This is a genomic window from Actinomadura alba, assembly GCF_014323705.1.
Classification (GTDB): Bacteria; Actinomycetota; Actinomycetes; order Streptosporangiales; family Streptosporangiaceae; genus Actinomadura_C; species Actinomadura_C alba.
In genome coordinates, this window is sequence record NZ_JABVEC010000001.1 from 350,961 (window position 1) to 377,329 (window position 26,369).

38 protein-coding genes and 1 pseudogene are annotated in these 26,369 nt (G+C 69.7%); 13 read left to right on the plus strand and 26 right to left on the minus strand.

Annotation, left to right across the window (positions count from 1 at the left end; all coding sequences use genetic code 11):
- Nucleotides 1-3 precede the first annotated feature (3 nt).
- Both HKK74_RS01725 and rlmN read right to left on the minus strand, forming a co-directional pair.
- On the minus strand, nucleotides 4-513 hold the full coding sequence (locus HKK74_RS01725; RefSeq protein WP_187241146.1) for a DivIVA domain-containing protein: 510 nt from the start codon (nucleotides 511-513) through the stop codon (nucleotides 4-6).
- Nucleotides 514-521: 8 nt separating this feature from the next.
- Entirely contained in the window at nucleotides 522-1,730 is a 1,209-nt protein-coding gene (gene rlmN / locus HKK74_RS01730) for a dual-specificity RNA methyltransferase RlmN (RefSeq protein WP_376771501.1), read from the minus strand.
- A 126-nt stretch (nucleotides 1,731-1,856) separates the two neighbouring features.
- Between rlmN and HKK74_RS01735 the strand changes: the two genes are divergently transcribed.
- Complete coding sequence (locus HKK74_RS01735) at nucleotides 1,857-2,966, plus strand: suppressor of fused domain protein (protein ID WP_312881171.1); 1,110 nt, start codon at nucleotides 1,857-1,859, stop codon at nucleotides 2,964-2,966.
- 127 nt (nucleotides 2,967-3,093) lie between these two features.
- Here the strand turns inward: HKK74_RS01735 and HKK74_RS01740 are convergent, their stop codons facing one another.
- The 5 genes from HKK74_RS01740 to rpsB form a co-directional block, all read right to left on the minus strand.
- On the minus strand, nucleotides 3,094-3,990 hold the full coding sequence (locus HKK74_RS01740) for a phosphatidate cytidylyltransferase (protein ID WP_246491104.1): 897 nt from the start codon (nucleotides 3,988-3,990) through the stop codon (nucleotides 3,094-3,096).
- A 3-nt stretch (nucleotides 3,991-3,993) separates the two neighbouring features.
- Nucleotides 3,994-4,551, minus strand: coding sequence for a ribosome recycling factor (gene frr / locus HKK74_RS01745; RefSeq protein ID WP_187241151.1), 558 nt, complete (start codon nucleotides 4,549-4,551; stop codon nucleotides 3,994-3,996).
- 51 nt (nucleotides 4,552-4,602) lie between these two features.
- The gene (pyrH, locus tag HKK74_RS01750) at nucleotides 4,603-5,376 is read right to left on the minus strand and encodes a UMP kinase (protein ID WP_187241419.1); all 774 of its coding nucleotides are present in this window, start codon (nucleotides 5,374-5,376) and stop codon (nucleotides 4,603-4,605) included.
- 77 nt (nucleotides 5,377-5,453) lie between these two features.
- Nucleotides 5,454-6,290: a translation elongation factor Ts gene (gene tsf, locus HKK74_RS01755; protein WP_187241154.1), complete on the minus strand. Its 837-nt coding sequence runs from the start codon at nucleotides 6,288-6,290 to the stop codon at nucleotides 5,454-5,456.
- Between the two features lie 106 nt (nucleotides 6,291-6,396).
- The gene (rpsB, locus tag HKK74_RS01760; RefSeq protein ID WP_187241156.1) at nucleotides 6,397-7,407 is read right to left on the minus strand and encodes a 30S ribosomal protein S2; all 1,011 of its coding nucleotides are present in this window, start codon (nucleotides 7,405-7,407) and stop codon (nucleotides 6,397-6,399) included.
- Between the two features lie 327 nt (nucleotides 7,408-7,734).
- On the opposite strand from rpsB, the gene HKK74_RS38920 reads away from it, so the two are divergent.
- Nucleotides 7,735-8,544, plus strand: a complete 810-nt coding sequence (locus HKK74_RS38920) for a murein hydrolase activator EnvC family protein (RefSeq protein WP_222721741.1) — start codon at nucleotides 7,735-7,737, stop codon at nucleotides 8,542-8,544.
- Here the strand turns inward: HKK74_RS38920 and HKK74_RS01770 are convergent.
- The gene (locus HKK74_RS01770; protein ID WP_187241158.1) at nucleotides 8,507-9,451 is read right to left on the minus strand and encodes a tyrosine recombinase XerC; all 945 of its coding nucleotides are present in this window, start codon (nucleotides 9,449-9,451) and stop codon (nucleotides 8,507-8,509) included. The two genes, HKK74_RS38920 and HKK74_RS01770, sit on opposite strands and share 38 nt — an antisense overlap.
- 84 nt (nucleotides 9,452-9,535) lie before the next feature.
- On the opposite strand from HKK74_RS01770, the gene HKK74_RS01775 reads away from it, so the two are divergent.
- The 5 genes and pseudogenes from HKK74_RS01775 to HKK74_RS01795 all read left to right on the plus strand — a co-directional run bounded on the left by HKK74_RS01775 (nucleotide 9,536) and on the right by HKK74_RS01795 (nucleotide 11,320).
- Nucleotides 9,536-9,937, plus strand: coding sequence for a YraN family protein (locus HKK74_RS01775; protein WP_187241160.1), 402 nt, complete (start codon nucleotides 9,536-9,538; stop codon nucleotides 9,935-9,937).
- 1 nt (nucleotide 9,938) lies between these two features.
- A pseudogene (locus HKK74_RS01780) lies at nucleotides 9,939-10,193 on the plus strand (magnesium chelatase domain-containing protein); the annotation flags it as partial.
- 43 nt (nucleotides 10,194-10,236) lie between these two features.
- Nucleotides 10,237-10,584, plus strand: coding sequence for a hypothetical protein (locus HKK74_RS01785; protein WP_187241162.1), 348 nt, complete (start codon nucleotides 10,237-10,239; stop codon nucleotides 10,582-10,584).
- Nucleotides 10,581-10,862: a hypothetical protein gene (locus HKK74_RS01790; RefSeq protein WP_187241163.1), complete on the plus strand. Its 282-nt coding sequence runs from the start codon at nucleotides 10,581-10,583 to the stop codon at nucleotides 10,860-10,862. The genes HKK74_RS01785 and HKK74_RS01790 overlap by 4 nt, the downstream gene beginning before the upstream one ends.
- Nucleotides 10,863-10,909: 47 nt before the next feature.
- Entirely contained in the window at nucleotides 10,910-11,320 is a 411-nt protein-coding gene (locus tag HKK74_RS01795) for a hypothetical protein (RefSeq protein ID WP_187241165.1), read from the plus strand.
- Between the two features lie 92 nt (nucleotides 11,321-11,412).
- On the opposite strand, the gene HKK74_RS01800 is transcribed toward HKK74_RS01795, so the two are convergent.
- Together HKK74_RS01800 and HKK74_RS01805 are read right to left on the minus strand one after the other, a co-directional pair.
- Nucleotides 11,413-11,610 (minus strand): DUF397 domain-containing protein, encoded by a 198-nt coding sequence (locus HKK74_RS01800; RefSeq protein ID WP_187241167.1) that lies wholly within the window; start codon nucleotides 11,608-11,610, stop codon nucleotides 11,413-11,415.
- Between the two features lie 9 nt (nucleotides 11,611-11,619).
- Complete coding sequence (locus HKK74_RS01805; protein ID WP_187241169.1) at nucleotides 11,620-12,459, minus strand: helix-turn-helix domain-containing protein; 840 nt, start codon at nucleotides 12,457-12,459, stop codon at nucleotides 11,620-11,622.
- 154 nt (nucleotides 12,460-12,613) lie between these two features.
- Between HKK74_RS01805 and HKK74_RS01810 the strand changes: the two genes are divergently transcribed.
- The 6 genes from HKK74_RS01810 to HKK74_RS01835 all read left to right on the plus strand — a co-directional run bounded on the left by HKK74_RS01810 (nucleotide 12,614) and on the right by HKK74_RS01835 (nucleotide 15,043).
- The gene (locus HKK74_RS01810) at nucleotides 12,614-12,895 is read left to right on the plus strand and encodes a hypothetical protein (RefSeq protein WP_187241171.1); all 282 of its coding nucleotides are present in this window, start codon (nucleotides 12,614-12,616) and stop codon (nucleotides 12,893-12,895) included.
- A 254-nt stretch (nucleotides 12,896-13,149) separates the two neighbouring features.
- The gene (locus HKK74_RS01815; protein ID WP_187241172.1) at nucleotides 13,150-13,332 is read left to right on the plus strand and encodes a hypothetical protein; all 183 of its coding nucleotides are present in this window, start codon (nucleotides 13,150-13,152) and stop codon (nucleotides 13,330-13,332) included.
- A complete protein-coding gene (locus HKK74_RS01820) occupies nucleotides 13,329-13,469 on the plus strand; it encodes a hypothetical protein (RefSeq protein ID WP_187241173.1) in 141 nt (46 codons plus the stop codon). The genes HKK74_RS01815 and HKK74_RS01820 overlap by 4 nt, the downstream gene beginning before the upstream one ends.
- Before the next feature lie 66 nt (nucleotides 13,470-13,535).
- Nucleotides 13,536-14,252, plus strand: a complete 717-nt coding sequence (locus HKK74_RS01825; protein WP_187241174.1) for a DUF2637 domain-containing protein — start codon at nucleotides 13,536-13,538, stop codon at nucleotides 14,250-14,252.
- Between the two features lie 93 nt (nucleotides 14,253-14,345).
- Nucleotides 14,346-14,684, plus strand: coding sequence for a hypothetical protein (locus HKK74_RS01830; RefSeq protein WP_187241175.1), 339 nt, complete (start codon nucleotides 14,346-14,348; stop codon nucleotides 14,682-14,684).
- Nucleotides 14,685-14,893: 209 nt separating this feature from the next.
- On the plus strand, nucleotides 14,894-15,043 hold the full coding sequence (locus tag HKK74_RS01835) for a hypothetical protein (protein ID WP_187241176.1): 150 nt from the start codon (nucleotides 14,894-14,896) through the stop codon (nucleotides 15,041-15,043).
- A gap of 116 nt (nucleotides 15,044-15,159) precedes the next feature.
- Here HKK74_RS01835 and HKK74_RS01840 read toward each other — a convergent pair whose 3' ends face one another.
- The 16 genes from HKK74_RS01840 to HKK74_RS01910 form a co-directional block, all read right to left on the minus strand.
- The gene (locus tag HKK74_RS01840) at nucleotides 15,160-15,378 is read right to left on the minus strand and encodes a hypothetical protein (RefSeq protein ID WP_187241179.1); all 219 of its coding nucleotides are present in this window, start codon (nucleotides 15,376-15,378) and stop codon (nucleotides 15,160-15,162) included.
- 2 nt (nucleotides 15,379-15,380) lie between these two features.
- The gene (locus HKK74_RS01845; RefSeq protein WP_187241181.1) at nucleotides 15,381-15,599 is read right to left on the minus strand and encodes a hypothetical protein; all 219 of its coding nucleotides are present in this window, start codon (nucleotides 15,597-15,599) and stop codon (nucleotides 15,381-15,383) included.
- Nucleotides 15,600-15,604: 5 nt separating this feature from the next.
- Nucleotides 15,605-16,348, minus strand: coding sequence for a peptidoglycan recognition protein family protein (locus HKK74_RS01850; protein WP_187241182.1), 744 nt, complete (start codon nucleotides 16,346-16,348; stop codon nucleotides 15,605-15,607).
- On the minus strand, nucleotides 16,338-16,463 hold the full coding sequence (locus HKK74_RS40685; protein WP_281397647.1) for a hypothetical protein: 126 nt from the start codon (nucleotides 16,461-16,463) through the stop codon (nucleotides 16,338-16,340). The genes HKK74_RS01850 and HKK74_RS40685 overlap by 11 nt, the downstream gene beginning before the upstream one ends.
- A gap of 7 nt (nucleotides 16,464-16,470) precedes the next feature.
- Nucleotides 16,471-17,001 carry a collagen-like domain-containing protein gene (locus HKK74_RS01855; RefSeq protein WP_187241183.1) on the minus strand — a complete coding sequence of 177 codons (531 nt, stop codon included), beginning with the start codon at nucleotides 16,999-17,001 and terminating at the stop codon, nucleotides 16,471-16,473.
- Nucleotides 16,998-17,342 (minus strand): hypothetical protein, encoded by a 345-nt coding sequence (locus HKK74_RS01860; RefSeq protein ID WP_187241184.1) that lies wholly within the window; start codon nucleotides 17,340-17,342, stop codon nucleotides 16,998-17,000. Before HKK74_RS01860 ends, HKK74_RS01855 begins: the two co-directional genes overlap by 4 nt.
- 39 nt (nucleotides 17,343-17,381) lie before the next feature.
- Nucleotides 17,382-19,133, minus strand: a complete 1,752-nt coding sequence (locus HKK74_RS01865) for a hypothetical protein (protein ID WP_187241185.1) — start codon at nucleotides 19,131-19,133, stop codon at nucleotides 17,382-17,384.
- On the minus strand, nucleotides 19,130-20,515 hold the full coding sequence (locus HKK74_RS01870) for a hypothetical protein (protein WP_187241186.1): 1,386 nt from the start codon (nucleotides 20,513-20,515) through the stop codon (nucleotides 19,130-19,132). Before HKK74_RS01870 ends, HKK74_RS01865 begins: the two co-directional genes overlap by 4 nt.
- Nucleotides 20,515-22,833: a phage tail protein gene (locus HKK74_RS01875; RefSeq protein ID WP_187241187.1), complete on the minus strand. Its 2,319-nt coding sequence runs from the start codon at nucleotides 22,831-22,833 to the stop codon at nucleotides 20,515-20,517. Before HKK74_RS01875 ends, HKK74_RS01870 begins: the two co-directional genes overlap by 1 nt.
- A 135-nt stretch (nucleotides 22,834-22,968) precedes the next feature.
- Nucleotides 22,969-23,376, minus strand: coding sequence for a hypothetical protein (locus HKK74_RS01880; protein WP_187241188.1), 408 nt, complete (start codon nucleotides 23,374-23,376; stop codon nucleotides 22,969-22,971).
- 14 nt (nucleotides 23,377-23,390) lie between these two features.
- Nucleotides 23,391-23,849: a hypothetical protein gene (locus HKK74_RS01885; RefSeq protein WP_187241189.1), complete on the minus strand. Its 459-nt coding sequence runs from the start codon at nucleotides 23,847-23,849 to the stop codon at nucleotides 23,391-23,393.
- Nucleotides 23,846-24,259, minus strand: a complete 414-nt coding sequence (locus HKK74_RS01890; RefSeq protein ID WP_187241190.1) for a radical SAM protein — start codon at nucleotides 24,257-24,259, stop codon at nucleotides 23,846-23,848. The genes HKK74_RS01885 and HKK74_RS01890 overlap by 4 nt, the downstream gene beginning before the upstream one ends.
- A gap of 62 nt (nucleotides 24,260-24,321) precedes the next feature.
- Entirely contained in the window at nucleotides 24,322-25,050 is a 729-nt protein-coding gene (locus tag HKK74_RS01895) for a hypothetical protein (protein WP_187241191.1), read from the minus strand.
- Nucleotides 25,050-25,340 carry a hypothetical protein gene (locus tag HKK74_RS01900; RefSeq protein ID WP_187241192.1) on the minus strand — a complete coding sequence of 97 codons (291 nt, stop codon included), beginning with the start codon at nucleotides 25,338-25,340 and terminating at the stop codon, nucleotides 25,050-25,052. The genes HKK74_RS01895 and HKK74_RS01900 overlap by 1 nt, the downstream gene beginning before the upstream one ends.
- A 1-nt stretch (nucleotide 25,341) precedes the next feature.
- Nucleotides 25,342-25,761, minus strand: coding sequence for a hypothetical protein (locus HKK74_RS01905; protein WP_187241193.1), 420 nt, complete (start codon nucleotides 25,759-25,761; stop codon nucleotides 25,342-25,344).
- The gene (locus HKK74_RS01910) at nucleotides 25,761-26,366 is read right to left on the minus strand and encodes a hypothetical protein (RefSeq protein ID WP_187241194.1); all 606 of its coding nucleotides are present in this window, start codon (nucleotides 26,364-26,366) and stop codon (nucleotides 25,761-25,763) included. The genes HKK74_RS01905 and HKK74_RS01910 overlap by 1 nt, the downstream gene beginning before the upstream one ends.
- Nucleotides 26,367-26,369: the final 3 nt, after the last annotated feature.

Here is a 26,369-nt window from a genome sequence, read left to right on the forward strand (position 1 = left end):
GGCTCAGCCGCCGTCGAGCGCGGAGGCCAGCTGGACGAGGAAGGCGTCGACCTCCCGCTCGGTGTAGCCCGGCCCGAACTTGACGGTACGGAACACGCATTCGCGCACGTCCGCGGCGCTCACGGGCGGTGCCACACCGCGCAGCCCGGCGACCACCCTGGCGAGGAACGCGTCGACGTCGCGCACGTCGTAACCGGGTCGCATCCGCACCCCGGTGAACTGCGCGTTCTGGACCCAGTCGATCAGCCAGCCCTGCCGGACCTGGGGTCGTTTCGGCCGCCCCGACCTCGGGCCGCTCGCGGCCAGCCGCCGGATGTGCTCGTGCAACACCTCGTCGACCGCCCGGCGGTCGTAACCGCGCGTGGCCACGTCGAAGCGGCTCGCCCGGATCTCGTCGGCGGTGACCGGCTCGGTCTGCGGCGATCCGGGGGCGGCGACCCCCGCGATACGGTCCAGAACCGCGTCGACCTGCGCGCGGTCGTACCCGCGCAACACCACCGGGAAGCGCGACATTGGGCTCCTCAGGTCTGGGTGGCGGCGGCCAGCTGCCCGCACGCCCCGTCGATCTCCCTGCCACGGGTGTCCCGAACGGTCACGGGCACGCCGTGCGCCTCGAGCCTGGCGACGAACTCCTTCTCGTCGCGCGGGCGGGAGGCCGTCCACTTCGAGCCCGGTGTCGGGTTCAACGGGATGAGATTGACATGCACGAGCTTTCCGCGCAACAGCCTGCCCAGCAGATCGGCGCGCCAGGCCTGGTCGTTGATGTCCCGGATCATCGCGTACTCGATGGAGACGCGGCGCCCGGTGCCGGCCGCGTAGGCCCATGCGGCGTCGAGCACCTCGGCGACCTTCCAGCGCGTGTTGATCGGTACGAGCTCGTCCCGCAGCTCGTCGTCGGGCGCGTGCAGCGACACGGCCAGCCGTACGGACAGTTTCTCGGCGGTCAGCTTCTCGATCGCGGGCACGAGTCCCACGGTCGACACGGTCACCGAGCGCTGGGAGATGCCGAGACCGCCCGGAGCGGGGTCGGTGATCCGCCGTACCGCGCCCAGCACGGCCTTGAAGTTGGCGAGCGGCTCGCCCATGCCCATGAAGACGATGTTCGAGATCCGGCCGGGGCCTCCCGCGATCTCGCCGCGGGCCAGCGCACGCGCGCCGGCGGCCACCTGCTCGACGATTTCGCCGGTGGACAGGTTCCGGGTGAGGCCGGCCTGCCCGGTCGCGCAGAACGGGCAGTTCATGCCGCATCCGGCCTGGGATGAGACGCACATGGTGACGCGGTCCGGGTAGCGCATCAGCACGGACTCGATCAGCGTGCCGTCGAAGGCCTTCCACAGGGCCTTGTGCGTCCTGCCGCCGTCACAGGTCTGTGCGCGCACGGGGCTGAGGAGCGTCGGCAGGAGCTCACCGGCGAGCCGGTCGCGTACGGCGGCCGGCAGGTCGGTCATGTCCGCCGGGTCGTCGGCCAAGCGGGCGAAATAGTGCCGGGAGAGCTGGTCGGCACGGAACGGCTTCTCGCCGAGCGCGGCGACGGCCTCCCTGCGTTCGGCCGGGCTGAGGTCGGCGAGGTGCCGTGGCGGCTTCGCCCGTCGCGGGGCGACGAAGGTGAGCAGACCCGGTGGCGGAGGGGTCCCCCGCTCAGGGGTCTCGGCACCCGGACTCTCCGGTCGCGGAAGCTCCGAGCCGGGGGCGTGCGGACTCGGATCGGCTGGACTCGGCATGGCTGACATCACCCGCCAGTGTCTCAAACGCAGCGAGGTGCTCTGGCCAAAGGCGTCCCTGCACGTACGTGGACTGCACTAAAGTCATGATCTATGCCGGTATTGCGCAGGGGCCCAGCTTCGCTCAAGGCTTCTGTGACCCAGGTCGTCATCAGCGACACGAGCCCGTACCAGAGCCGCAGGCTGTCGGTGGAGACCGACGGCACCACGACGGTCGCCTACCTCAGGGACTCGCGCGACACGATCGTCGGTGCCGTGTGGCTGGCCAACCACGAGGCAGCGCCGCAGGGCGTCGATCTGGACCGGCTCAATGCGGGGCTGCCACCGACCATGCCCTCCGCGGGCACCAAGCATCCCGCCGGCCGGGCCGCCCTGGACGCGTCGGCCCTCGAGGTCGTGTGGTTCGAGGAGGGCGACGGCGCCGCGGTCCTCGAGTCGGGTGAGCCCCTGTGCGTGATCCCGGTGTGGTCGGACATGAGCCGTGGCATCCCCGGCTACAGCCGCGACGCCACCACACAGAGCCCCTTCGCCTTCCCGCTGGACGAGGATATCGAGGAGTTCGGCCCGCGGATCCGCGAGGCCAAGGCGTACTGGGACTGGCGGGCGGACGAGAACTCCTGGGCCCGATTCCAGCAGTCCGCCCTCGGCCACCTCCTGGGACGCCTCGGACCCGGTGGCCACTACTGGCACGACGTGGGCCGGCAGTCTCGCGGCGGCGCGGCCCCGGTGCCCGTCGTGGGGGTGAGCGAGCGGCCGCGCCAGGACGCCCGGCCCTACTCCGTTCTCAGCACGATCGGGATGAGCTGCCAGCGCATGCCGACCATCGAGCTGTACGAGGACGACGTCTCAGCGCTCGCCCGCATCGAACTGGCCGTGGCGACGACGCTGCCGAGCCAGCGGGCGGGCAGCGTGTTCCCCTGGCTGGCGCAGTATCCGTGGCGATCGGTCACCTGGTTCGCCCCGGGCGACGTGGTGAAGTGGTACCACGAGGCCCAGACCTTTCCGCTCAACGGATCCGGCGCGGGCGACTCCCGCTTCGAGGGCGTGCTGCTGCTCGACGACCCCGCCCGGCTGCCCGGGCCGTACCCCCCCGATCTGTCCGGGTTCACCGTCGGCGGCGAGCCGGTCACCTGGCTGTGGCTGGTGCCGATCACCGACGAGGAGCGGCAGTACGCCAAGGCGCAGGGCTCGGACGCCCTGATCCGCCGCCTCGCGCAGCAGGGCCGCAGCTGGGTCGTGGGGTAGCCGGCGCCGAGCCAGGGGCGGCCGCGCGGAGTCGTGAGCGGCCTCCGGTGGCTCGTGAGCGGCCTCGCCGGGCCGTGGGCGGCCGCAGCGGGCCGTGAGCCCCTGGTCGGCCGTGAGCGGCCGGTGGTCACAGACCGTAGATCTGCAGGGCGATCCACACGACCGGGGCGCTCACCAGCAGCGAGTCGAGACGGTCCATGACACCGCCGTGCTCTGGCAGCAGGGTGCCGAGGTCCTTGACGCCGAGATCCCTCTTGATCATGGACTCGATGAGATCGCCGAGGGTGGCCGAGCAGACGACCGCCGCGCCGAGAACGGCGCCCTGCCAGATCCGCGCGTCCAGCAGCCAGGGCAGCAGCCATGCGCCGACCAGCATGCAGGCGAGGGCCGAGCCGGCCAGTCCCTCCCAGGTCTTCTTCGGGCTGATGGCCGGGGCCAGCTTGTGCCTGCCGAGGAAGGTCCCTGCGAAGAAGCCGCCGATGTCGCTCGCCGCCGTGATCGCGATGAAGGCCACGATGCGCTCGGCGCCGTCCCCCGGTTCCAGCAGGAGCGCCGCGAACCCACCGAGGAAGGGAATGTACGCGACGGTGAAGACGCCCGCGGTGACGTCCCGCACATAGTCCTCGGCGCCGGCGGCCATCCGCCAGATCAGCAGCACCAGGCCGGTCAGCGCGAAGGCGCCGATGAGCCCCTCGGCCCCGTAGACGTACGCGCACACCAGCATGGCGAGGTTGCCGACGGCCACCGGGATCAGCGGGACACGGATGCCGCGGGTCGCGAGCGCGTCGGTCAGCTCCCGCAGCGCGAGGGTGAGGAACACCACCAGGACGAGCAGGAAGATCTCTTTGCGCGTGTAGAGCGACACCACCACGAGGGTGCCGAGCCCGAGTCCGACACCGATGGCGATGGGGAGGTTGCGGCCAGGACCGCGCTTCTTGCCCGGCGGCCGATCCCCGTCCGCTTTGGCGGACTCCTGCGAGTCCTCGCCGGACGGATCCGGCTCCCGGGCCTGTTCCAAGGCCAACCCCTATACCTCGAGGAGCTCGGCCTTCTTGTGCTCGAGCAGCTCGTCGATCTTCGCGACGTACTTGTGCGTCGCGTCGTCGAGCTCCTTCTCAGCACGCCGAACCTCGTCCTCGCCGGCCTCGCCGTCCTTGGCCAGCTTGTCCAGCGTGTCCTTCGCCCTACGCCGGATGTTACGGATCGAGATCTTGCTGTCCTCGGCCTTGCCGCCCGCGACCTTGATGAACTCCCGGCGGCGCTCCTCGGAGAGCTCCGGGAAGACCACCCGGATCACGTTGCCGTCGTTGGTCGGGTTCACGCCGAGGTCGCTGTCCCGGATGGCCCTCTCGACCGCTCCGAGCGACGACCGGTCGAAGACCTGCACGATCACCATGCGCGGCTCGGGTGTGGTGAAGGACGCCAACTGGTTGATCGGCGTCGGCGTACCGTAGTACTCCGCGGTGATCTTGTTGAACATCGCAGGAGTGACCCGGCCGGTCCGGATGGCGGCGAAATCGTCCTTGGCGACCGCGACCGCCTTCTCCATCTTCTCCTCTGCCTCGAGGAGGATCTCGTCGATCACTTCGGCTCCCGTCGCGCGTGTTGTTGTGTGCCTGCCCTCGGCCGCGGCCGGTCAGCCGTCGGCGGGGCTGACCAATGTGCCGATCTTTTCACCTCGGACGGCCCGGATGATATTGCCCTGTCCCATCAGATCGAACACGACGATGGGCAGCCCATTGTCCATGCAAAGGCTGATCGCCGTGGCATCCATGACCTTCAGGCTCCGGCGCAGGACCTCACCGTAATCCAGGCGATCGAACTTCACCGCGTCCGGGTTCTTGCGCGGGTCGGCGTCGTAAACTCCGTCGACCTGAGTGCCCTTGAGCACCGCCTCGGCACCGATCTCCAGCGCACGCTGCGCCGCGCAGGTGTCGGTCGAGAAGAAGGGCTGTCCGAGGCCCGCACCGAAGATCACGACTCGGCCCTTCTCCAGGTGCCGGATGGCGCGCCGCGGGATGTACGGCTCCGCGACCTGACCCATCGTGATCGCGGTCTGCACCCGGGTGTCGAGTCCGAGCTTCTCACAGAAGTCCTGCAGCGCCAGGCAGTTGATGACGGTGCCCAGCATGCCCATGTAGTCGCCCCGGGCCCGGTCCATGCCGCGCTCGGACAACGCCGCCCCGCGGAACATGTTGCCGCCGCCGCACACGACCGCGACCTGCACGCCGTCGCGCACCGCGTCGGCGATCGCCTGGGCGACGTGCTGCACGACCGCTGGGTCGATGCCGAGCGGGTCGGCGCCCGCGAACGCCTCCCCGGAGAGCTTGAGGAGCACGCGGCGCCACCCGTGCGGCGCCGGAGACGACGAAGAAGCCGCCGTCGTGTCAGTGTTTCTGGTCTCCTGCACGGCGGCGGCCTCCTCGATGACGTACTGCTTGATGTGGGACTCCCTCAACTCCAGGATGTCTCCTCAGCGGAAGGCATTCAGAGCTGGCCCACCTTGAAGCGGGCGAACCGCTTGACCTGCACCCCGGCCTCGTCGAGGACCTTGGCGATGGTCTTCTTGCCATCCTTCACGAACGCCTGCTCCAGCAGGACGAAGTCCCTGAAGTAGGCGTTGACCCGGCCCTCGACGATCTTCGGGATCGCCTGCTCCGGCTTGCCCTCGTCGCGGGTGATCTGCTCGGCGAGCGCCCGCTCCTTCTCGATCGCCTCGGCCGGGATCTCTTCCCGGGTGAGGTACTTCGGCGACATCGCGGCGATCTGCTGGGCGATGTCCTTGGCGACCTCGGTGTCGGCCTTGTCGAGCTCGACCAGCACGCCGGTGGTCGGCGGCAGCTGCGGGTCGGACTTGTGCAGGTAGCTGGTCACGTAGACGCCCTGGAACCGCGCGAAGCGGCGCAGCTCGACCTTCTCGCCGATCTTGGCGCCGTTCTCCTCGATCAGCTGCTGGACGGTCTTGCCGGGCTCGATCTCGCTGCCGAGCAGGCTCGCGGTGTCGCCGGCGTCGCTCGACGCCACGAACGCGGCGATCTTGCTCGCGAGATCGATGAACTGCTCGTTCTTGGCGACGAAGTCGGTCTCACAGTTGAGCTCGAGCAGGACCCCGTCGGCGTCGCCGTTGAAATGCGTGACGACCAGGCCGTTACCGGCGGTGCGCTGGGCGCGCTTGCCGACGTCCTTGGCGCCCTTGAGGCGCAGGAGCTCGACCGCCTTGTCGAAGTCGCCCTCCGCCTCCTCGAGGGCCTTCTTACAGGCCATCATCCCGGAGCCGGTCAGCTCACGGAGCCGCTTGACGTCCGCGGTGGTGAAGTTCGCCATCGTTTCGCTGTCTCTCCCGTCGAATCGTACGATCGCCGGCGGCCCCCGTGTGGGGCCGCCGGGACCAAGGCTCAGGTCGAGCGTGCCAAGGTCGAAAGACCGAACCTCAGGCGCGCTCTTCCTCGGCGGCCGGCGCCTCGGCCGAGGCGGCGGGCGCGGAGCTCTCGTCGGCCGCAGGCGTCGCGCTCTCGTCGGCGGCAGGCGTCGCGCTCTCGTCGGCCGCGGGCGTCGCGCTCTCGTCGGCGGCAGGCGTCGCGCTCTCGTCGGCGGCAGGCGCGGCGCTCTCGTCGGCCGCGGCCGCGGCCGGAGCCTCGGTGTTCTCTTCGTCGTCCTTCTTACCCTCGAGCAGCTCGCGCTCCCACTCGGCCAGCGGCTCGGTCACGGCCGCGCCGTCAGCGGGCTTCTCCTCGCCGGCGGCCGCGCCAGCGCGGGCGATCAGGCCGTCGGCGACCGCGTCGGCCACCACCCGGGTCAGGACGCTGACGCTGCGGATCGCGTCGTCGTTGCCCGGGATCGGGTAGTCGACCTCGTCGGGGTCGCAGTTGGTGTCGAGGATCGCCACGACCGGGATGTTCAGCTTCCGGGCCTCGTTGACGGCGATGTGCTCTTTCTTGGTGTCGACGATCCAGATCGCGCTGGGCACCTTGGCCATGTCGCGGATACCGCCGAGCGTGCGCTCGAGCTTGTCCTTCTCGCGCTTGAGGCCGAGCAGCTCCTTCTTGGTCATGCCGGAGCCGGCCACGTCGTCGTAGTTGATCTCCTCGAGCTCCTTGAGGCGGGTGAGCCTCTTGTGCACCGTGGAGAAGTTGGTGAGCATGCCGCCCAGCCAGCGCTGGTTGACGTAGGGCATGCCGACGCGCAGCGCCTGGTCGGCGATGGCCTCCTGGCCCTGCTTCTTCGTGCCGACGAACAGGATCGAGCCGCCGTGCGCGACCGTCGCCTTGATGAACTCGAAGGCGCGGTCGATGTGCGACAGCGACTGCTGCAGGTCGATGATGTAGATGCCGTTGCGCTCGGTGAGGATGAAGCGCTTCATCTTCGGGTTCCAGCGGCGAGTCTGGTGTCCGAAGTGCACGCCGCTCTCGAGCAGCTGCCTCATGGTGACGACGGGTGCCATGCCCGTGTTCTCCTGTCCGGCCCATGATTGGGCCAATTTCGGTTACCTGTTGCGCCTGGACCCGCCCCACCGCGGCTGGACCGCGGACCTGGAGGCGTGCCCCACCTGTACGTCGGTGGCCGGCAGGCGCGTGAATTCGGCCGTCGGTGGCGATGCACTGTCGGCCGTCTGGCAAGTTTACGGGAGAGACGCCCCTAGCGCCGAATCGCCCGCGTTTCGCCCGGGCGGACGAAGGGTCCGGGCGGGCGCGCCGGGCCCTCCGAGCGGGTTTTCCACAGGTACTTGCCGGGCTGGCGCCGCGCCCGCCCGGACGGCCACCCTGGCGGCATGACGCCGATGACGTGGTTCGTCACCTGGACGATCATGTGCGCCTCCCCCGGCCCGCCGTACGAAGGACCGTGGCGATGGCCGCTGACGCCCGCCCCCGCGGTACTACGGGCCTTCGATCCCCCGGAGGAGCCCTGGACTGCCGGTCACCGCGGTGTCGATCTCGCGGCGGACCCCGGCCGGGCGGTCCATGCAGCGGGCGCCGGGCGCGTGACATACGCGGCACGGCTCGCCGGACGGGGCGTGGTCGTGATCTCGCATGGCGCGCTCCGGACGACCTATCTGCCCGTGCGCGCGTCGGTACGGCCGGGCAGGCGGGTCAGGGCGGGCGACCGGATCGGCACGGTCGAGCGCCGCCCCGGCCACTGCGGCCAGGTGTCCTGCCTGCACTGGGGTGCCCTGCGGGGCCCGTCCTACATCGATCCGCTGTCCCTGGTCGGCGTGGGCCGCATCCGGCTGCTCCCGGTCTGGGGAGTCCCGCCCCCGAGCACCTCCCCGCCAGCGGGCCCGCCCCTCCCCCACCGGCCCCTCCGCCACGGGCCCCTCCGCCACGGGCCCCTCCGCCACGGGCCCGGAGCCCCGCGCGCCGATCCGGCGCAGACCGTGACCCCGCGCGGCGGGCCGCCCGTGCCGTCCGCCCTGCCCATCCTCGCCGGCGCGAGCGGCGCGGCGGCGCCGGTGATCGCCTCGGCCCTCGCCGTCCGCCGAGCCCGCCGCTCACCGCCCGGATCCCCACGCCGTGATCATGCAGTTGTTCGCGGGAGGTCCCCTCTCAGGCGCGGGGGTGGGCCTGGCGGTAGGTCCGCCTGAGCCGCTCCGCGGACACGTGCGTGTAGAGCTGGGTGGTCTGCAGCGAGGCGTGCCCGAGGATCTCCTGTACGGCCCGCAGATCGGCGCCGCCTTCGAGCAGGTGCGTCGCGGCGCTGTGCCGCAGCCCGTGCGGGCCCAGGTCCGGTACGTCCCCGACCTCGGCGATCCGGGCGTGCACGAGCCGCCGGGCGGTCGTGGGGTGCAGCCGCCCGCCGCGGGCACCGAGGAACAAAGCCGGCCCGCTCCGCTCGGTCGTCAGCGCGGGGCGGCCCCGGCTCAGCCAGGCGTCGACCGCGCGGACCGCGGGATCGCCGACCGGCACGGTCCGCTCCTTGCCGCCCTTGCCGAAGACCCGTGCGGTACGGCGCTGCCGGTCGAGATCGTCGACGTCGAGGCCGCACAGCTCACTGACCCTGATCCCGGTCGCGTACAACAGCTCGAGGACGGCCTGGTCCCGCAGTTCCCGAGGATCGGCCGGCGGCCCGCCATGATCTTCCGTACCGGCGTCGAGCAGCGCGGCGGCCTCGCTCTGGCGGAGCACCTTCGGCAGGTCGCGCCGACGTCTGGGCGTGCCGAGCAACGGCCCCGGATCCCGCCCGAGCAGCCCCCTGCGGTGGGCGTACGCCGTGAAGGCGCGGACCGCGGCGGTGCGGCGGGCGAGGGTCGCGCGAGCCTTCCCGTACGCGTGCTGGCGCGCCAGCCAGGCCCGGACGACCTGTACGTCTAGGCCCCCCGGATCGGTCACGCCGACCTCGGTGGCATGGCCCAGCAGATCGGCGACGTCCCCCAGATACGCCCGGACGGTGTGCTCGGACAGGCCCCGTTCCGCCCGCAGGTGCCGTTCGTATTCCGACAGGACCGTGCGGAACGCAGCCGGCAGCGGTGAGGGTCCAGAGGGTTCGCCCATGGGGGTCAAGTTATCCACAGAACGTCGCTCGGCCCACCACTCGCGACACGGGCAGGGCACCGTCGGAGGCCGGAGGTGACGCGGATGAACCCCTCAAGGAACCGCGGGCCGGCGGGCCGCCGGCCCGCGAACCGCAAGGACGCGCTCGGCCGCAGAGGCGAGCGGGCCGCCGCCCGCTACGTGACCACCCGGCTCGGCTGGACCATCCTCGACCGCAACTGGCGATGTCCCGACGGCGAGCTCGATCTCGTGGCGTTCGACGGGCTTCTGCACGTGGTGTGCGAGGTCAAGACCCGGTCCGGCCTCGGCTATGGAGCACCGATCGAGGCCATCACGACGGTCAAGGCCGCGCGGCTGAGGCGGCTCGCCGGACGGTGGGCGGAGCAGCACGGCGTATCCGCCCACCGGATCCGCATCGACGCCATCGGGCTGGTCGGCGACGACCATGGCGGCTTCGCGATCGATCACGTCCGGGAGGTGTGCTGAGATGGCTCTGGCCAAGACGCGTTCCGTCGCCCTGGTGGGCGTCGACGGCTTCGTCGTCGACGTCGAGGCCGCCATCACCAGCGGGGTCCCGGGGCTCCACCTGGTGGGGCTGCCCGACACGGCCCTCAGCGAGGCGCGCGACCGCGTGCGTGCGGCGATCCTCAACTCCGGTGAGCAGTGGCCGCAGCGCCACATCACCGTCAGTCTCTGCCCGGCCAGCCTGCCGAAGAGCGGTTCGGGCTTCGACCTCGCGATAGACACGATAGGGCGCACATAAATCAGCGACCCTAAGGACTCCGATGGCCGACCGCGCACCGACCGCCCTCGCTCCCATCGTGAGCACCGACCAGATCCTCTGGCAGCACCGAGCCACCCGGCTCCTAAGTCGACTCCTTGACGACTACGCCCACCTGACCCCGCTGTCGTGGACCGTCTGGAACGCCGGCTGCGGACTCACTGGGGCGATCTCCACCCTGCCGCCCGAGGTCGAGATCCGCGAGGCGTTCACCGCCTGGACCGACGCGCTCGGGCTCACCATCACCTCGGCCTACGCCGACGAGATCAGCACCCGCCTGCTCGCAACGGGCCAGCGCGACGGCGTGAAGCTCTCCCTCACCGCCACGATCTACACCGAGGACCGGACATGAGGCGCCTGGCCCTGCAGGCGGCCGTCACCTGCCTCACCCCGCTCGTCGTGCTCTGGGTTGGGCTCACCGCCGCCGGCATCACCCTCGACCACCTCCAGGCGATGGCATGGCTGGTTATGGCGGCGGGCTGGATCACCTGGCGTACCTCCCGCGCCGTCGGCGACGCACGCGCGGTCGTGCGCGCCTGGCAGACCCGCCGGCGCGCTGACCCGCTCGCCACCTACCGCATCGGTTCGGCCCCGGCACGGCCAGATGCGGTCGCCAACCGAGCCGCTTGATCCACCGTCTCACCGGTTACCCCCTCACAACCACAGGAGCACCAGCCATGCGCAAGACCCTGTCCGCCATAGCCGCCGCCCTCACCCTCGCCGCGTGCACCGTCCCCACCGAAGCCGAACCGCCCGTGGTCGAAGGCGCTGACACCTCGAGCGCCGAGGCGCCGGCCGCCGAGCCCTCGCCGAAGGTCGTGCTCACCGCCAAGGGCAAGGGCCTGAAGTCGACCAAGACCTTCACCGTCCGCGGCGACTGGGACCTCGAGTACACCTACGACTGCCGAGACACCTACGGCGACATGGGCAACTTCCAGGTGTGGAACGACGACACCGGCATGGGCGACATCTACGTCAACGAACTCGGCGCCAAGGGCGACGACGTGACGCACCAGCACACCGGTGGGAAGCTCGCCTTGCAGATCAACTCCCAATGCCGGTGGACCATCAAGGTCATCGACGTGTGATCCACGCTGATGCTGTCACCCCCGTGCCGTACGATGGTCTCGGGACTGGAAAAGCCCCCGGCATTACGCCGGGGGCTTTCTGTTGAGCAGGGTCAGAGGTCGAGCTCGCCCGCCTTCACGCGGCCAGCGAACGCGGCCCACGTCGAGCTGTCGAATGCGAGCTTCGGCCCGTCCGGATTCTTCGAGTCGCGCACGGCGACGGCCGCCGGGAGGGCGGCCACCTCGACGCACTCGCTCCCGGTTCCTGTGCTCCGGGCAGCCTTCCGCCAGATCAGAGTGGGACTGGACATGGGGACTGGTTACTCCTCGGTGATGGCTCTGATGAGCGCTGCCGAGCGTTCCTCGGACAGCGCCAGTTCAGAGATACGGTCAACTGTCACGCTACAACGCCGGACCTCGACGAGATCCTCCACGAACACGCCACCGGCGAAGCTTTCGACGTGGGCGACGTCTAGGTCGATCTGCCTCGGGAACCCGAAGATTGTCACGCTGCCCGCGCCGATGTTGGGGTATGCGCCGGCCTCGATCGGCACGACCCGAACCGTGATGTTCTCCCGCTGCCCGGCCTCCAGCAGCGCTCGAAGCTGCCCGCGCATCACCTCGGGCCCACCGACCGGGCGGCGAAGGACGGCCTCGTCGAGCACGACGTCGAGTCGCGGCGCGTCCTCCCGAGCCAGCACCGCCTTACGGTGCTCGCGCGCCTGAAGCCTTCGGTTCACCTCGGCCTCGTCGGTGACGTCCGCCCGGATGACCGCACGCGTGTAGTCGGGTGTCTGTAGTAGCCCATGGATGAGATGAGCGCCCCACGTTCGGATGGTCGAGGCGTCGTTCTCCAACTCGACGAACGAGGGCGCGAGTACGTCGCTGTAGGTGGCCCACCACCCGCGCGTGCGGATCTTCCGGGCGAGCTCCACCAGCGCGAGCTTGAGCGCCTCGTCACCGCCGTACAGGCCGAACATCGCGGCGACGTCGGCGGGCTGTGGTCTGGTTGCGGCGGTTTCGAAGCGCGTCAGCTTCGACTTTGACCAGCCGAGGGCAGCGGCGGCGTCCGCCGGTGTCAGGTTGGCGGCCTCGCGGAGGTGTCGTAGTTCGGCGGCGAGTCGCCGATGCCGGACGGTTGGGGAGTTCTCGGGTGGCATGAGGTGCAGTGTCGCACGGGGACACGAGATCGTCACGTCCGGTTCTTAGAAAAATGCATCAGTGCATTGACAGACGGCTCAATGCGGTCGACTCTGGATTCATCCAGTCCCACGCCGGGCTTCCCACCCGGCAAACCTCACCGGGAGTGATCCCATGACGGCAGCGACCGGCGGCCACGCGCTCGACTCCGGATGGCCGGACCGATCCCCGCTCGACATCAAGATTGAGCAACTCCAGGACGAGCACCCCGAGTACGACTTCTGGCTCTCCCGCGATCAGCGGCTTGTCGTGGCCACCCGGAACGACGGCGCCGTCGGCGTCGATCGCACGCTCGTTGAGGACGACATCCCGAGCATGCGCGTCCGGCTCGAACGGCAGGCCGAGCAGCTCGAACGCCGGGGTGACGTGCCCACGATCGCCGGTCGCACGTTCTGAGCCCCGGTGATCCTCTGGCCGGACCCTCCGTGGGTCCCCACGAACGCGGGAGGGGCGAGCCGGGGCGCGGCCGGACGCTCCTCCCGCACGAACGTCGTACGGCCCGGAGTCACGGAGCCGGCCAGGTACCGGGGAAGGGCCGGCACGGTGCCGGGCACCGGGCCGTACGACCCCCAAGACAGCGCGGTGGTGCGGAGACCCCCCAGCGACCGCTGGCGTTATGCCCGCACCACCGCGCCCACCACGGACACGCCATGAGCTGGGTTCCGGGTTACCCGACCCCCGAAGGCCGCCGCGCCTGGGCAGCGTTCGACAAGCTCCTCGACGAACTCGGCACCGAGATGTGCCCGCGAGTTGAGGACGCCGACCGGATCGCCGAGCTGGCCGAAGAGATCGACGAGGCTGCCCGCGAGGAGCGGGCACGGAGGCAGCCGTGACCGACAACCAGCTGATCGGCCTACTCGGAGCCGCGTTCATCGCCGGCGTACTCCTGCTGATGGTGTGGGCGACGACCCGCCGCCAGCGCGTCCCCCGCTACCGGGGCTGGCATCGCAGTCACGGCCGCCACCGCTGACCACCCGACCACCCGCACGACCGGCCCCGGCGTGGCCCAGGGCCGGCCATAGGGAGACACCGCGCAATGAGCAAGCAGCCCCCCGCGGCCGCCACCGGTGGCCTCATGCCCGCCGCCGGCGGCACGCTCCTCGCCGCCCTGGCGGCCATCACCGCCATCATCAGCTACCAGCACGGCCTCCAGGTCGTGCGCGCCTCCGGCACCACCGGGTGGGTTGCCTACCTGGTGCCGCTCGTGCCCGACCTGTCGATCGCCGCGTGCAGCCTCGCCGTCCTCCTCGCCGCCCTGCATGGGCTCGGGCGGCCGCCGCTGGCATGGGCCGGGCTGGTGTTCGGCGTCGCTGCCACCCTGTGCATGAACATCGCCGCCGGGTGGACCCACGGGTACGCGGGCGCGCTGGTCAGCGCCCTTGCACCGGTTGCCCTGCTGCTGTCCTACGAGACGCTCATGGACATGATCCGGCGCATCCGCCAGCGCGCCGAGCAGCAGCCCCCCGCGGCGGCCGCCGAGCATGGTGTGCAGTGCCCCCATCGACCTGTCGTGGGCTGCATGGAGTCCGCCGTGCAGTACTTCGTGTGCGAGCGCGACTGCCACGGCGAGACCCCAACGTTCACCGCAGCCGCGGCGGCGTTCGGCGTGAACCGCAACAAGTTGTCGGATGCGGTCGACGCTGCCGATCGCACGGCCGCCGGCGAGCCCGACGAGGAGCCGGCTCCGTTGCCGGCCGCGCACACCAACAACGGCCACGCGCACGCCGCGGCAGCCGGCCTGGAGGGCGCATGACCGCCCCACCCCGCAGACTTCGCCCGGCACAGGGCCGGACGGGAAGTGAAGGAGAAACCGTGTTAGCGACCGAGGTGAGCGATGGGTAGATCCATGGAGAGTCGGTTGCGGTCCGGCCGGGCCGATGTCACGGTGGTGGACGTGCCGGATGAGACGCGCCACCGTCAACCCGCAGTGCCGGGCGAGCACAAACCGCGGCAGGTCGAGGGGATGCCCCCGGCGCCCGGTGCCCCAATGCTGTGCCGCACGTGCAGTGCCGCGACCATGCACGTGCTCCGCTGCCAGGGCGACCCGATCCGCATGCAGCGGACCAAGGGCGACATCCTGTCGACGTGCCAGGTGTGCCGCCGCAGGGTGGAGCTGGTTTGTGAGGTGTGCGGTACCCGGCATAAGCCGGTCCGCACGTATGGCGCGTACTACCCGGAGGACTGAGATGGGCAAGGACCAGCCGAGAACGTGCAACACGTGCGGCGGCAGCGGAACGATCGCGCACGTGTTCGTGGACGATAACGGCAACCGCACGACAACGCAGGTGACCTGTCACGGGTGTGGCGGCTCCGGCACCAGGTAGCCGCCACGCACGACGAACGCCCCGCCCTCCGAAGAGAGCGGGGCTGATGGAACGAACACGAGGAGGGCGCATGGACTCGAACGACGCACTCGATTGCGACCCCGACGACGGTTTTTACTGGGACGAGAACAACCGCTCCGCCAGCACGCTCCGGGAGATCGGCGACCTAGACCTGGCGCGGAGCGACACGATCGCGGCCATGATGGCGGAGAACGACTGACCCCGCGCACGACGAAACGCCCCCGCCCGTCTCCGAGGAGATGAGCGGGGGCGTTCGGCTACGGCGCGTCCCCAGGTGCCCGTCAGGCTACTCGTGCGGTGGCCGCTGGGGAAGAGTCACATGTGCGGCGTACGGTCCGTGGCGGGCTCGTGCACGGGAGGCTTCGGCGCGTTCGGCACCGCCCACACCAGGATCACACCGAGGACCGCGCCGCCGATCTTCGCCCACTCGTCGGTGGTCACCTGGTCGTCGCTCACCGCCGACTGGATCAGCAGGTACAGCGGTGCCAGCGCGGCCACGGCGGTCTTCCAGTAGTGGGGGAACGCCTTGAGCATGGTCACTCCTCCTCGAACGTGAGCGTGTACCGGCTGCCCTGCTCGAACCGGTCGGCCACCGGACCCCGCAGGTTCATGGACAGGGACAGCGACGGCGTGTACAGCGCCCACTCCTCGTTGCGGCCGTCCGCGTAGTCAGGCCCGAACGTCACGTGCGCCTGCCGCTCATCACCTTCGCCGCTCTCCGTCTTGCCCTGGCAGACGATCTTTGCGGTAACCATTCCGTTCACTCCTTGGGGGGTAGTGCGGCGCTCAGCAGCGCCTTGATCTCGGCGAGCTCGGACTTGAGCCCGGCCACCTCGGTGCGGAGGGCCTTCACCTCGGAGGCCTTGGCCATGTCCCGGTAGGTGTTCGTCAGGAACGAGGCGCCCTTCCAGTTCGGACCGCTCGGTCCACCGGGCGGAGCGGGGACGGCGTCGCGGTTCCAGACCGCGTTGAAGACCTGCTCGGGGGTCATGTCGAGTTCCTCCGTCGGTTTTGGCGGGGCCGCCGCCAGGGTTCCGTTGCTGATCAGCTTGCGCAGGATGTTCCCGCAGCACGACGTCGAGATGAACGCGCTGTGCGGCCGGATCGCGGCCTTGACACCCTTGCCCCTGAGCCACGCCCGGAGCTCCCGGAACGCGTTGATCTGAGCGGCCGTCGGCGACTCCGACGGGCCGGACATGAACGTCACCGAATACCACGTCGCATTGCCGCCGGGCTGCGCGGCCTGGACCTTGTTGAGCCCGCGGCCCTCGAGGACGATTCCGTGACAACACACTGCCCACGAGTAGCCGACATCCGCCCATCCCCGACTCGGGCCCATGTGGAACTTGCGGGTCCGGGCCCAGTACTCACGGCATGCGGCGTGGCTTTTCTTCGCCAGGCCCTGATTCGAGCCGTCGTAGTGCACGGCAATGCCGTTCCTCGGCGAGGCGGAGCCCGCGCCGCTCGCGGGCCAGCCGAACACCGAGCGCTTCTCAAGCTTCACCGTCCACCCCTTCCACGTGCGTGTCGGCCGGGTCGATGACGCCCTCCTCGGGCTGCGCCGGCTCGGGCACCTCGGGCACGTCGATCTCCTCGACACCCTCATTCGGTTCGGTCATCGCTCTCCTAGTCCTGGACGCACACGGCGGCCGTCTCCGGTCCGCCAGCTGTGACGACCGTCCTCTCTTCCACGTGGTAGCCCGACGGGCACGCCGGGCCCGGCTCCCCGCGGGGGCCCTGCTCGCCGTCCGCGCCGTCCTTGCCTGGGGCGCCGTCCGCCCCGTCTTTTCCGGACGGGCCAGGCGGTCCGGTGACCGTGGCGCCGGACGGGCCAGGGCGTCCGGACGGGCCGGTGACCGTACGGCCGTCGCGTCCGGTCTGGCCGGGCGGTCCGGTCACCGTCGCGCCGGGCGGCCCGGACGGTCCCGTTGGGCCGGTAGCGCCGGGCGGGCCCGGTGCCGGGGAAACAGCCGGGGTGCCGCCGAGCTCGCGCACCTGCTGGGCAAGGACACGGCTGTCTTCCCGCGCGTCCCGCAGATCCGAGCCCAGGGTGCGGATCGCGCCGAAGACGTACACCGCCAGTGCCAGTAGGACCACGGTGGCGGCCACGACGCCGACGTTTCGCTTCACACCTCGGATGGCCTGGGCTCTAGTCATTTGCCGCTCCGGAGCGCAAGGGTGACGGTGACCGCCAGGGTGAAGAGAGTGAGCAGGCTCGGCAGCACGCCGGAAAAGAACGTCTGCCGCCACCCCGCGCTGCTCTTCTCCATCCGGTCGGCGAGACCCTTGTCGCCAGCCTCACGCAAGGACTTCTCGTCGGCGACCGCCGTGATACGCGCCTGCCGCTCCTGCTCCAGGTCCCGCTCAAGGTCGGCGAACCGGTGCTCGGAATGCCGCTGGTCGGAGTCGTACTCCCGCCGGCCAACCAGATCGCGCACAGTGGCGAGGACTTCATCCAGCCGTCGTACAACGTCGACGCTGCTGGGCTCATGGGCCACTTCGCCCCCTTGCTGTATGGGCGCGGTGGTGGGTGGTGGTCATCCCCGGACCACGATGTTGCTGGCCGGTTTCGTAGCGGCAACCTGGTTGGCCAACTCCCATCCAGGGACGGTGTCAAGCTCCAACGTGCAGGAGTTGTCAGCGGAGCTGTAGGTGGTGCCGACGACCCGGAACACGATCCCGTCCTGCGCCGGGTTCGGCGGGGTCGGGGTCGGGCGAAGCTCGTTGCCCATGCCACGGGCAGGCAGGTCGGTGATGCGGAGGAGCCGACCAGGGCGGATCATCCACGGGTCGAGCATCCTCGACATGCCGCCGCCGCCGGTGGTGCCGGGGTCGTAGCACTGGATCGGCCGGCGCACCGTCAAAGTGCCGGTGTTCGTGGTGCGCCCGTACTGGCCCAGCGTCGCTGTGGCGGCGTCGAACATCCCGGTGCCGTCAGAGGGTTCATCGCGGCGGACCATCACGCCTCGGGTGATCCCGGCGTCGCCGAGGAGCTGGTTGTTGTAGCCATGCCAGGTGACCGTGGACACCTCAAGGCCGTACGGGATGCTGTCGGAGCGTTTCCACAGGTACTGGATGTAGTTGTACAGGTTCGCCCCGTCCGGCTGCTCCTCCAGCCCGTCGATGCTGGAGGCGAGGTACCCCCACCCGGCCGGCCAGCGCGCCCACTCGAAACGGAACCGGTTGTCGCCGCCGGTCGCCCCGTAGGAGGTTTCCCAGATTGCCCAGTACGCGTCGGGCTGCGCAGTCATCAGGTCGTTTAGCACCTGCGCGGCGGTGGTGCCGTCGTAGTAGGCGAGGTGGCGGATCTGCGCGGTGGAGCTGGTGTCGATAAAGGCGTCCTCACCGCGGACCTCACCTTGCCAGGGCGCCCAGCCGGTCCCCCAGTTCCACGCGCCCACCAGGAACCGGCCGAGGACGTCCTCGACAACCTCCCACACCCGGACGTATTCGTTGGGGTAGTCGGCCGTGGCCTGAAGTTTGGCACCGACCCGGTCGACCCGTTGCGCCTGGACGAGCGGGGTCTTGATCGTGCCGAACATGTCGTTCGTGGCGTTGCTCGTGGCCAGCACGTCCATGGACATGGTGAGCCGCTGCGCGTTCGTGCTGGTGAACTCGGTGCCGACCCGGTTGGCGAACCGCGCCTCCGATGATGACCAGGCCCGCACATCGACGTTCGTCTGCACGCTCACCGCGTTGCCGGTGGCGACGTCCATGCCGGTGCGGAAGTCAGCGTCGGCGGACCCGCCGAGGTAAGAGCAGTCGAACCGGCCAATGCGCATGTCGCACGTTTCGGCTTTCTGCCAGATCGCCACACCCTCGTAGTGGTCAGCGGCCCACGACTTGACCTGGGGTTTCATCGTGATCGTGCGGGTCGTGGAGTTCGCTGTCGGGGAGAACAGCGACTCGATCGCCCCGGTGCCGAGCGTCCAGTTGCCCACATCCCCGTCGATTGCGAAGTAGGGGATGGTGATGTCGGATGCGACGACCATGCCGCCGAGGCACCCGATCGCCCAGGTATTGGCGGAGGCGTTGCGGCGGGACGACTCCACCCGCCCTTCCCAGGCGGTCTCCCGGGTGCGCAGGTCAACGATCTGCACCCTGACGAAGAGTTTCGCGAGTCGTGACCACGAGTCGGGGCCGTCGTTGTAGAGGGTGATGTCCGCGCTCGCGAAACCGCCGGGGACCACACTGCGGAACTGGATGTCGGAGACGAGCCGGGTCACCCACCAGTCGAGCCCGGTGTTCTGCTGGTAGAAGCGGACGCCCAACGGGACGGTGAGGCTCATGAGGTGGCGACCTCCAGCCAGTACGGCCAGTAGGAGAAATCCCAGGTGGACGTGGCTGTCACGTCGTGAGGGGTGCGCAGGATGTGGAGCCGGTTGGTCTCACCGGGGGTGAGCATCGGAATGCCACCGTCGCGCGAGAGGAGGCCACCACCGTTGTCGACGGTGCGGGTAGCCCCGAATGGGCTCGTCCCGCTGGCCATTCCGTACACCATGTCGTTCGGGCCATCCAGCACGTTGTAACCGGGGGTGCCGATCTGCCGGAACATGAGCTGCCGCTGGTCGGCGGGCAGCAGATACACGTAGTCCATGTCGAGGTTCAAGGCGCCCGTGGAGCGTTGAGCCTGGATCTCGATGGCCGGGGCGATGAACCCGGCCACCAGCCCGCTGTACCCGATCGTGGTGGGTGACGGCCCGAGGGAGGGAAACTCGACAATGCCGAGGTCGACAAGCCATACGTTCGGCATGCCGCCGCTCCACGTCACCCGTGGGCCGAGTACCTCGGAGGAGCCACCCAGCTTGTAGGCCATGAGGAAGTCGGAGGTGGAACCGGAGCGGCGGCACTTCACCAGTACCCTGTACCGGCCCTTTATGGCCTCCGGAGAGGACGCTGTCGGCGCGGTCACCGTCACCCGCGTGATGAAGGTGTTCGTCGCGAACGTCGTGCGGACGAAGTTCTGCCCGGAGCCGCTCATCGTTGCGTCGTTGGCCTGGAGGGTGGTGTCCGTGCCCAGTGTCCCCGCCTCGCACTGCGCCCACGTGGTGACCGCCGCCGGGTTGTTCTTGCTGCGCACCGCGACATGGAACGTCGCCCCCGCACCGAAACCGGTGCCGACCCGGGCGAACAGCGGCGTCGGGTGGTCGCCTCGCACCCCGGTCAGGTCGTAGAACGCGCGGTTCGTGCCAGAGGCCGGATCGTTCTGGATGACGACCCCGGTCTGGATGTCGTGGCGGACCCCGAGGGCGAACGGCTCAGCGAGCACCGCGCACTCCACCAGCCACGCGTCCGGCGCCCACTCCCGGTTCACCCGGGGGTCATCCGAGCGGAGGGTCTGAAAGAACACCGGATACGTGGCGCCGGTCGCCTGGAACATCAACCAGCCCGGCTCGCCCAGCCTCGCGTACAGGGCTTTGAGCTGAGCCGCCCGCGCATCCTCCGATGCCCCGGCCAGCTCCAGCTTGAACCGCAACTCCCGCAGCTCGTAGTTCGCCGAGGTGACCAGCCCACCGTCACGCATGCTGTTCGTCGCCACCGACCTACGCAGCGGCGGCGGACTGATGTCGAACCCCTCCTTCAACGTCGTCCACGTCGACCCGTTGTTCATGTCCAGCAGGACACCCGCGCCGCTCTCTGGCCGCTCGACGAACTTCCAGGTGTTGACCATCAGGACACCCGCCTACGCATGTACGCCTTCCTACCTTCGGTCTGGGACACGACCCGCCCCACGGGTTCTCCGTTCAACTCGATCGACAACCGTCGTATGACCCGCTCGAACGCCGCCTCCAGCGCGGCCACGTTGTCCTCCCCGCGCCCGCCTCCAACGCCGGGTCGGCTCATCCCGACGGGCCTCGGCGCCGGAGCGCCCCCGCCCGGGGCCACCGCAGGGACCGCCGCCGCAGCGAGACCGGCTGCGGCGCCGGCGACCAGGGCCCGTGTCGCGTCGATTCCGTTGGCCAGACCGACGCCGACCATCCGTCCGAAGTAGTGCGTCAGCCGTGACGGGGAGCCGAGGTTCAGCGCATCCCGGATCGGCCCCGGGATGATTCGGGTGATCAGGTCGCCGACCCATCGGGCGATGGTGCTCGCCATGGACTTGATGCCGTTCCATAGGCCGATCAGGGTGTTTCGGCCCGCGTTGTAGAGCCAGTCCTTGGCGCCGCTGAATACGCGCAGAACGGCATCACGTGCCTTGCCGAACCAGAGCCCGAACTTGTACGGGAGGTCGGCGAACCAGTTGATCGCGCTCGCCGCGTTGTCGATCCGGTCGCGGATGTAGGCGGCGATGTAGCCCCACGCCCACTTGACGATGTCAACTAGGCCGCCGAGCAGAAAAACGAGCGTCGCAATGGCGCCGTTGAACACCGGCATGACCGTGGTGGCCAAGTCCGTCCAGAGCACGATCATGTCGGTCAGCACGGGAATCATCGGAGCCAGCGCGATAACGAGCTTGATGACTTCCGGGATGATCGGCACGAGCGCGATAAGCATGTCCGTCAGCGCGGTCACGAGATCGGGCAGGTACGGCGATATCGCGGTGACCGCGTCCAACAGCGCGGTGCCCATGGCCATGCCGAGTTGGATGATCGCCTGAACAAGTCCCGGCAGGACCGGCAGCATGCGGGTGATGTGCTCGGCCAGGCCTAGCGCCAGCATCGCGATGAGCTTCCCCAGCGCGGGTAGGACTGGTGAGAGCCCTACCGCGATACCCGAGATGGCCGCGGCGAGCGGCACCAAGGCCGGCGCAAGCGCCTTGAACGCGCCGCCCATGCCGCGAATCAGAGCCGTGATGCCCGGCTCCAACGCCTTGAGAGCCGGCGCCAGCGCGTTGATAGCCGTCGTCAGCACGGGACCGACCGCCATGGCGATACGGCCCACGGCCGGCGCGATGCTGCCCAGTCCCTTGACCAGCGCCGTCAGCACCGGGGCCAGCGCCTTGCCGATCCCAGCGAGTCCCTGGAAGATCTGAGCGAGCGCGGTCCGGCCTTCCGCAGTCTTGAGGAACTTGTTCAACTCGCCGGTGAGCGCGCCGAATGTGCCCAGCAAATTGCCGCCGCTCGCGCCGGCCGCGCTGAATACGCTCCGCACGATCCCGCCAAGGTTGCTCAGCACCGCGCCCAGCTGCTTAACGACGGCCAGGCCAGTCTCCATCCATTCCATCGCGCGGCCGGACTCAGCCGCCGCGCTCAAGAACTGGCCGAACTTCGTGATCACATCCGCCATGCCGGGGGCCAGCCCGCGCAGGAAAACTGAGCCAACCTCAGCGATGGCCAGGAACCCATCCAGCACGGGCCTGAGTGCGCCACGCAGGTCGCCCAGCGACTGGCGGGTCATGCCGAGGATGGTCTGTATCCGGCCGATCGACTGCTCGGCCGTCACGAACGAGATCAGCCCGCGCGCCCACAGCCCCATTTCCGCGGCGAGCGTCCGCACGTACGGGCCGGTCTTTTGCAGCAGGTTGGAGAACCCACCGAGACTCCCGGTGAGCTGTTCGAAAAACCCCTGCTGCGCGTTCTGCTGGAACTCGCGGAACGCGGGCGAGATCGCGCGGAACTCCTGCGCGAACTGGCGCGCGGCCGGCGCCAACTTCTTGAGCGCCTCTTCGAACTTCTTGCCGTCACCGGAGAGTGCGGCCTTCATCGCGTCGCCGACGCCGACCGTTGCGAGCTTGAGCGTGCCGAGAGCGGCCTGCGCCATGACGGCAGCCGCTGGCAACGCGGCCAGCAGACCAGCGGCAGGCGCCAGTGCGGCGCCGAGCTGCAGCACGGAAGCGGCAGCCGCCGCCGCGCCGCCGGCCAGCGCCGACAGGGCGCCGATCTGCGCCGTCTTGATCAGAGTGGTCTTGCCGACCTTGGCGGCGACCTTGCCGAGCGCGGCCGTCTTGTCGGCCACCTCGTCGGCGCCGCGGGCGACCCGCTCGAACTCGGCGGCCGTGCGCCGGCCGCCGCGGGCGAAGATGCTGAAGATCAGGGCAGTGTCCGCCACTACGTCACCCCCTGCTCTGGTTGCTCTTGAGCCAGGACTCGGCCCACTGCTGGTAGGAGCGGAACTCGGCGACGGTCAACCGGCGGATGTCCCACGGGTGCAGCCCGAACAGGTGGGCGAACAGCGGGGTGTAGGTCAGGCGGGTGTGCCGCCATCCTCGGGCGGGTCCTCTTTTGGGTCCTCACCCTCGTCCTCGTCCGCGAGCAGCTGCAGCGCCATCTCGCGGTCGGAGTCCGACAGCCCCTTGGCCTTCGCGACCCCCTCCCGCAGGCGGGACTTCTCCGCGGAGTCGAACTCGATCTGCAGCTCACCCATGCGGAAAGACACGTCCGCGAACCGCAGCCCCGGGGTGTTGCGCTTCAGCAGCACCCACAGCAGTGCCCGGCGAGCCCGGGCGCCGCCCTTCAGCAGCGCCACCTGGAACTCGTCGAACGTCGTCGCGGTGGCGTCCTCGATGTCCTCGGCCTCGCTGGAGGGCAGGTCCTCGGCCTTGTATTCCCACCGGCGCTCATCGCCGCCGGTCGGGTTGTAGATGACGTACAAGAGGGTGCTCTCCTTCAGTCGGTGATCCGGCGGGCGACACGGTCCATCGCCGCGCGTGCTCCGTCGACGAACTCAGGGCGCGCGTCGCGCATCGGGCGGTCGAACCAGCCCGGCCTGGTGGTCTGCGTGAACCAGTGGGCTCTGTCACCCCACAGCGGCTTGCGCCACCGGCCGCGGTTCAGATGACGCGGCATCATCCCCAGCGATGGGGTGCGGGGGACCTGGATGCGCACGCCCGTGCGGCCGGACGCCTGCAGCCGGACCGCGGCCGCCGTACGCGCACGCAGCCGGGTCGTACGCGGGCCACGGGCCGGCAGGGCACGCACCTCCCGGCGTGCCGCCAGCACCGCCGGTTCGGCGGCCTCGCGGAGCTCCTGGCGCAGCTCGTCCACCAGCTCCCGCCCGCCGGCGCGCCGCAGCCGGCGGGCGAGGCGAGCGAAGTCCTCGGCGCCGGTGACCCGGACCTGGATCACGCGACGTTCCGGGCGATCCCATCGGGGTCGGACAGCGGCCACTCCACCTCAACGGTGGCGAGCTCCCCGACGCTGTTGCCGAACGGGTTGTACTGGTTGACCAGGTACGACCCGACGTACTCGGGGTTCGTCGCGGCGATCGCCGCGCTGGTCGGCCGGACCTTCACCGTGATGGTGGTGCCGCGCGCGTTCCACAGGGTGGCGTCCACGGCGGCGGCGGCGAAGTCCTGGTTGAAGTTGATCGACAGGTTGGAGTCCTGCAACCCGGCGATCCGCGACCGGGCGCTGTCGCCCATCGCAGTGTCCTCGAGCGCCTCGTACTCGATCGGCAGTTGCACGCTGGTGACCCAGTCCGACAGGTCCACCGAGTTCACCTCGACACGGGCGTCGGTAAAAGCCATCGTCGACATTCGGCCGTCTCCTCACATGAGAAAAGGCCACCGCGGGCGATGGCCTGACAAGGGGGTGTTGCTTACTTGATGCCGATGGCTCCGGCCACGGCGAACGTCCCGGTGACGGCGGAGACGTTGAATCGCCAGTGGGTCTCACCGGCGAACGGCCCGGCCACCCGGGTCATCCACGTCCCACCGGCCGCGGTGATCGGCCCGATCGTCGCGCGGGTCGTCGGCGAGGCGAACCCCGCGGAGTCATCTGACTGGACCTGAACGGTGATCGTGGTGCCGGCCGCGAGCACATGCAGCGTTGCGTACACGTACTGCCCGGCGATCGGGGCGCCGAGGTTCACCGCCGACCCGATGGCGCCGGTGGCGCTGACCGAACCGCGGGCCTTGGCGTACATGCCGCGGATCAGCCCCGGGTTGCCGTTGCCCTTGCCGCCCTGCATGGCCAGCTCGAACGGCAGCAGCTCCCCAATGTCCCCGCCCACGGTGTAGGTAAACGACCGGGCCTGGTAGAGGAACGCCGTACTGCCCTCGGTACCAAGGGGCACCTGGGTGACGGCCCGCACGCCGGTGAGGGTGTTGAACGCCTGCTCGTCCACCAGCCCCGTACCGGCCTGCCACCACCCGGACAGGGACGCCTCGACGTCCTCGAAACCCGCCCGGCGGGAGCGCGCCGACGACCCGAACGCCGTCCCCTCCAGCGCGTCCATCGGCGCATCGAGGGACGCCTCACGCAGGTCGGTGGTGAAGTCATACCCGCCGACCAGCGTCACCAGGTCCTTGAATGCGAACGTCCCCATCAGCTCGAACCGCTACCGGTCGGCTTGGGGGTCTTCTCCGGCGGCCGGCGGCGGACGACCCCCGCGGACTCCAGCTGCTCAATGCGGGTCTCCCCGGGGTGGAGCTTCACCACACCACCCCGACCGACCGACACCCCGTCAAGGCCCGAGACGCGGCCGAGGAGCACATCGCACTCCACCAGTTCCGCATCGACCTCTCGCAGCAGGTGCGGGCGGCAGAACTCGTTCGGCGCGACCATGTTCCCGCCGACCGTCAGGGCCGTGCACTTGTCCTTCACGCAGATGCCCACGTCACTCTGTTCCCTTCGTGTGGACGACGAGCCGCAGCCGGGCACCGATGTTGTCGATGCCGGCCATGTCGAACTGGCCGCCGTAGTCGCTCATCCTGGAGATGTGCGCGTCCGTGTCGGCGAGGCCGAGGTTGCGGTTGCTGAAGATGGCCTGCCGGATCGACCTGGCGCCGGCGCCGGTCACGTACGCGTCCAGCCGGTCCTGTGCCACGCCCGATTCTCCCCACGACACCAGGACGGCGATGTCGAACTCCCAGGTGTCCATGCCGCGGCCCATGGCGACGTTGAAGTTCGCGGTGTCCGGCATCACAACAGCCGCTGGGAGGTTGGACGCCTCAGGCACTGTGTCGTACACATGCAGGTCAGAGATGCCGTTCAGCGTTGTTCTGATCGCGTCGCGGATCGTTTGGAGGGAGGCCATCAGGCGAGCACCACCCGGCGGAACGGGGCGAGCAAATCGACCACATCCGCGTCCTCGCGGGTGATGCGGATGGCGCCGAACTCCCCAAACCCGGCCACCCCGAACGGCGCGTCCTTGCGCCGGAACAGGCCGACGGCCTTCAGGATGGTCGCCTCGGTGACCTGGTCAGGTACCTGCGACCAGCCGAACCGTGCGGTCACCTGCAGCGACGGCCGGCGCCTGGCGGCGGGGAAGGCGCCCAGCAGCGACACGATGTCCCACCAGGCATAGGAGCCACCGTCGGCGTCGGCGTTCAGCGGCTCCATCTGATAGTCCGACGCCGCCCAGGTGGTCGCCCAGGAGCCGTCACCAGCGGGGTCGGTCTTGACGACCAGCCCGGTCAGGGTGGAGATGTCGTGCACCCTGACCGTCGAACAGCCGGTCGTCTTGTACGCACGGACGGTCGGCGCCGGGTCCGGCCAGAACCGGCGGCCGGTGTGCTTGTCGACCGCACGGGACGCCGCGCTGATTGCCTTCTCGATCAGCGCTTCGGACAGCTTGGAGTCAGCGTCCGACAACTCCGCCCGGATGTCGGCGACAGCGCAGTACGGGTTGACGAGCGGCACCGT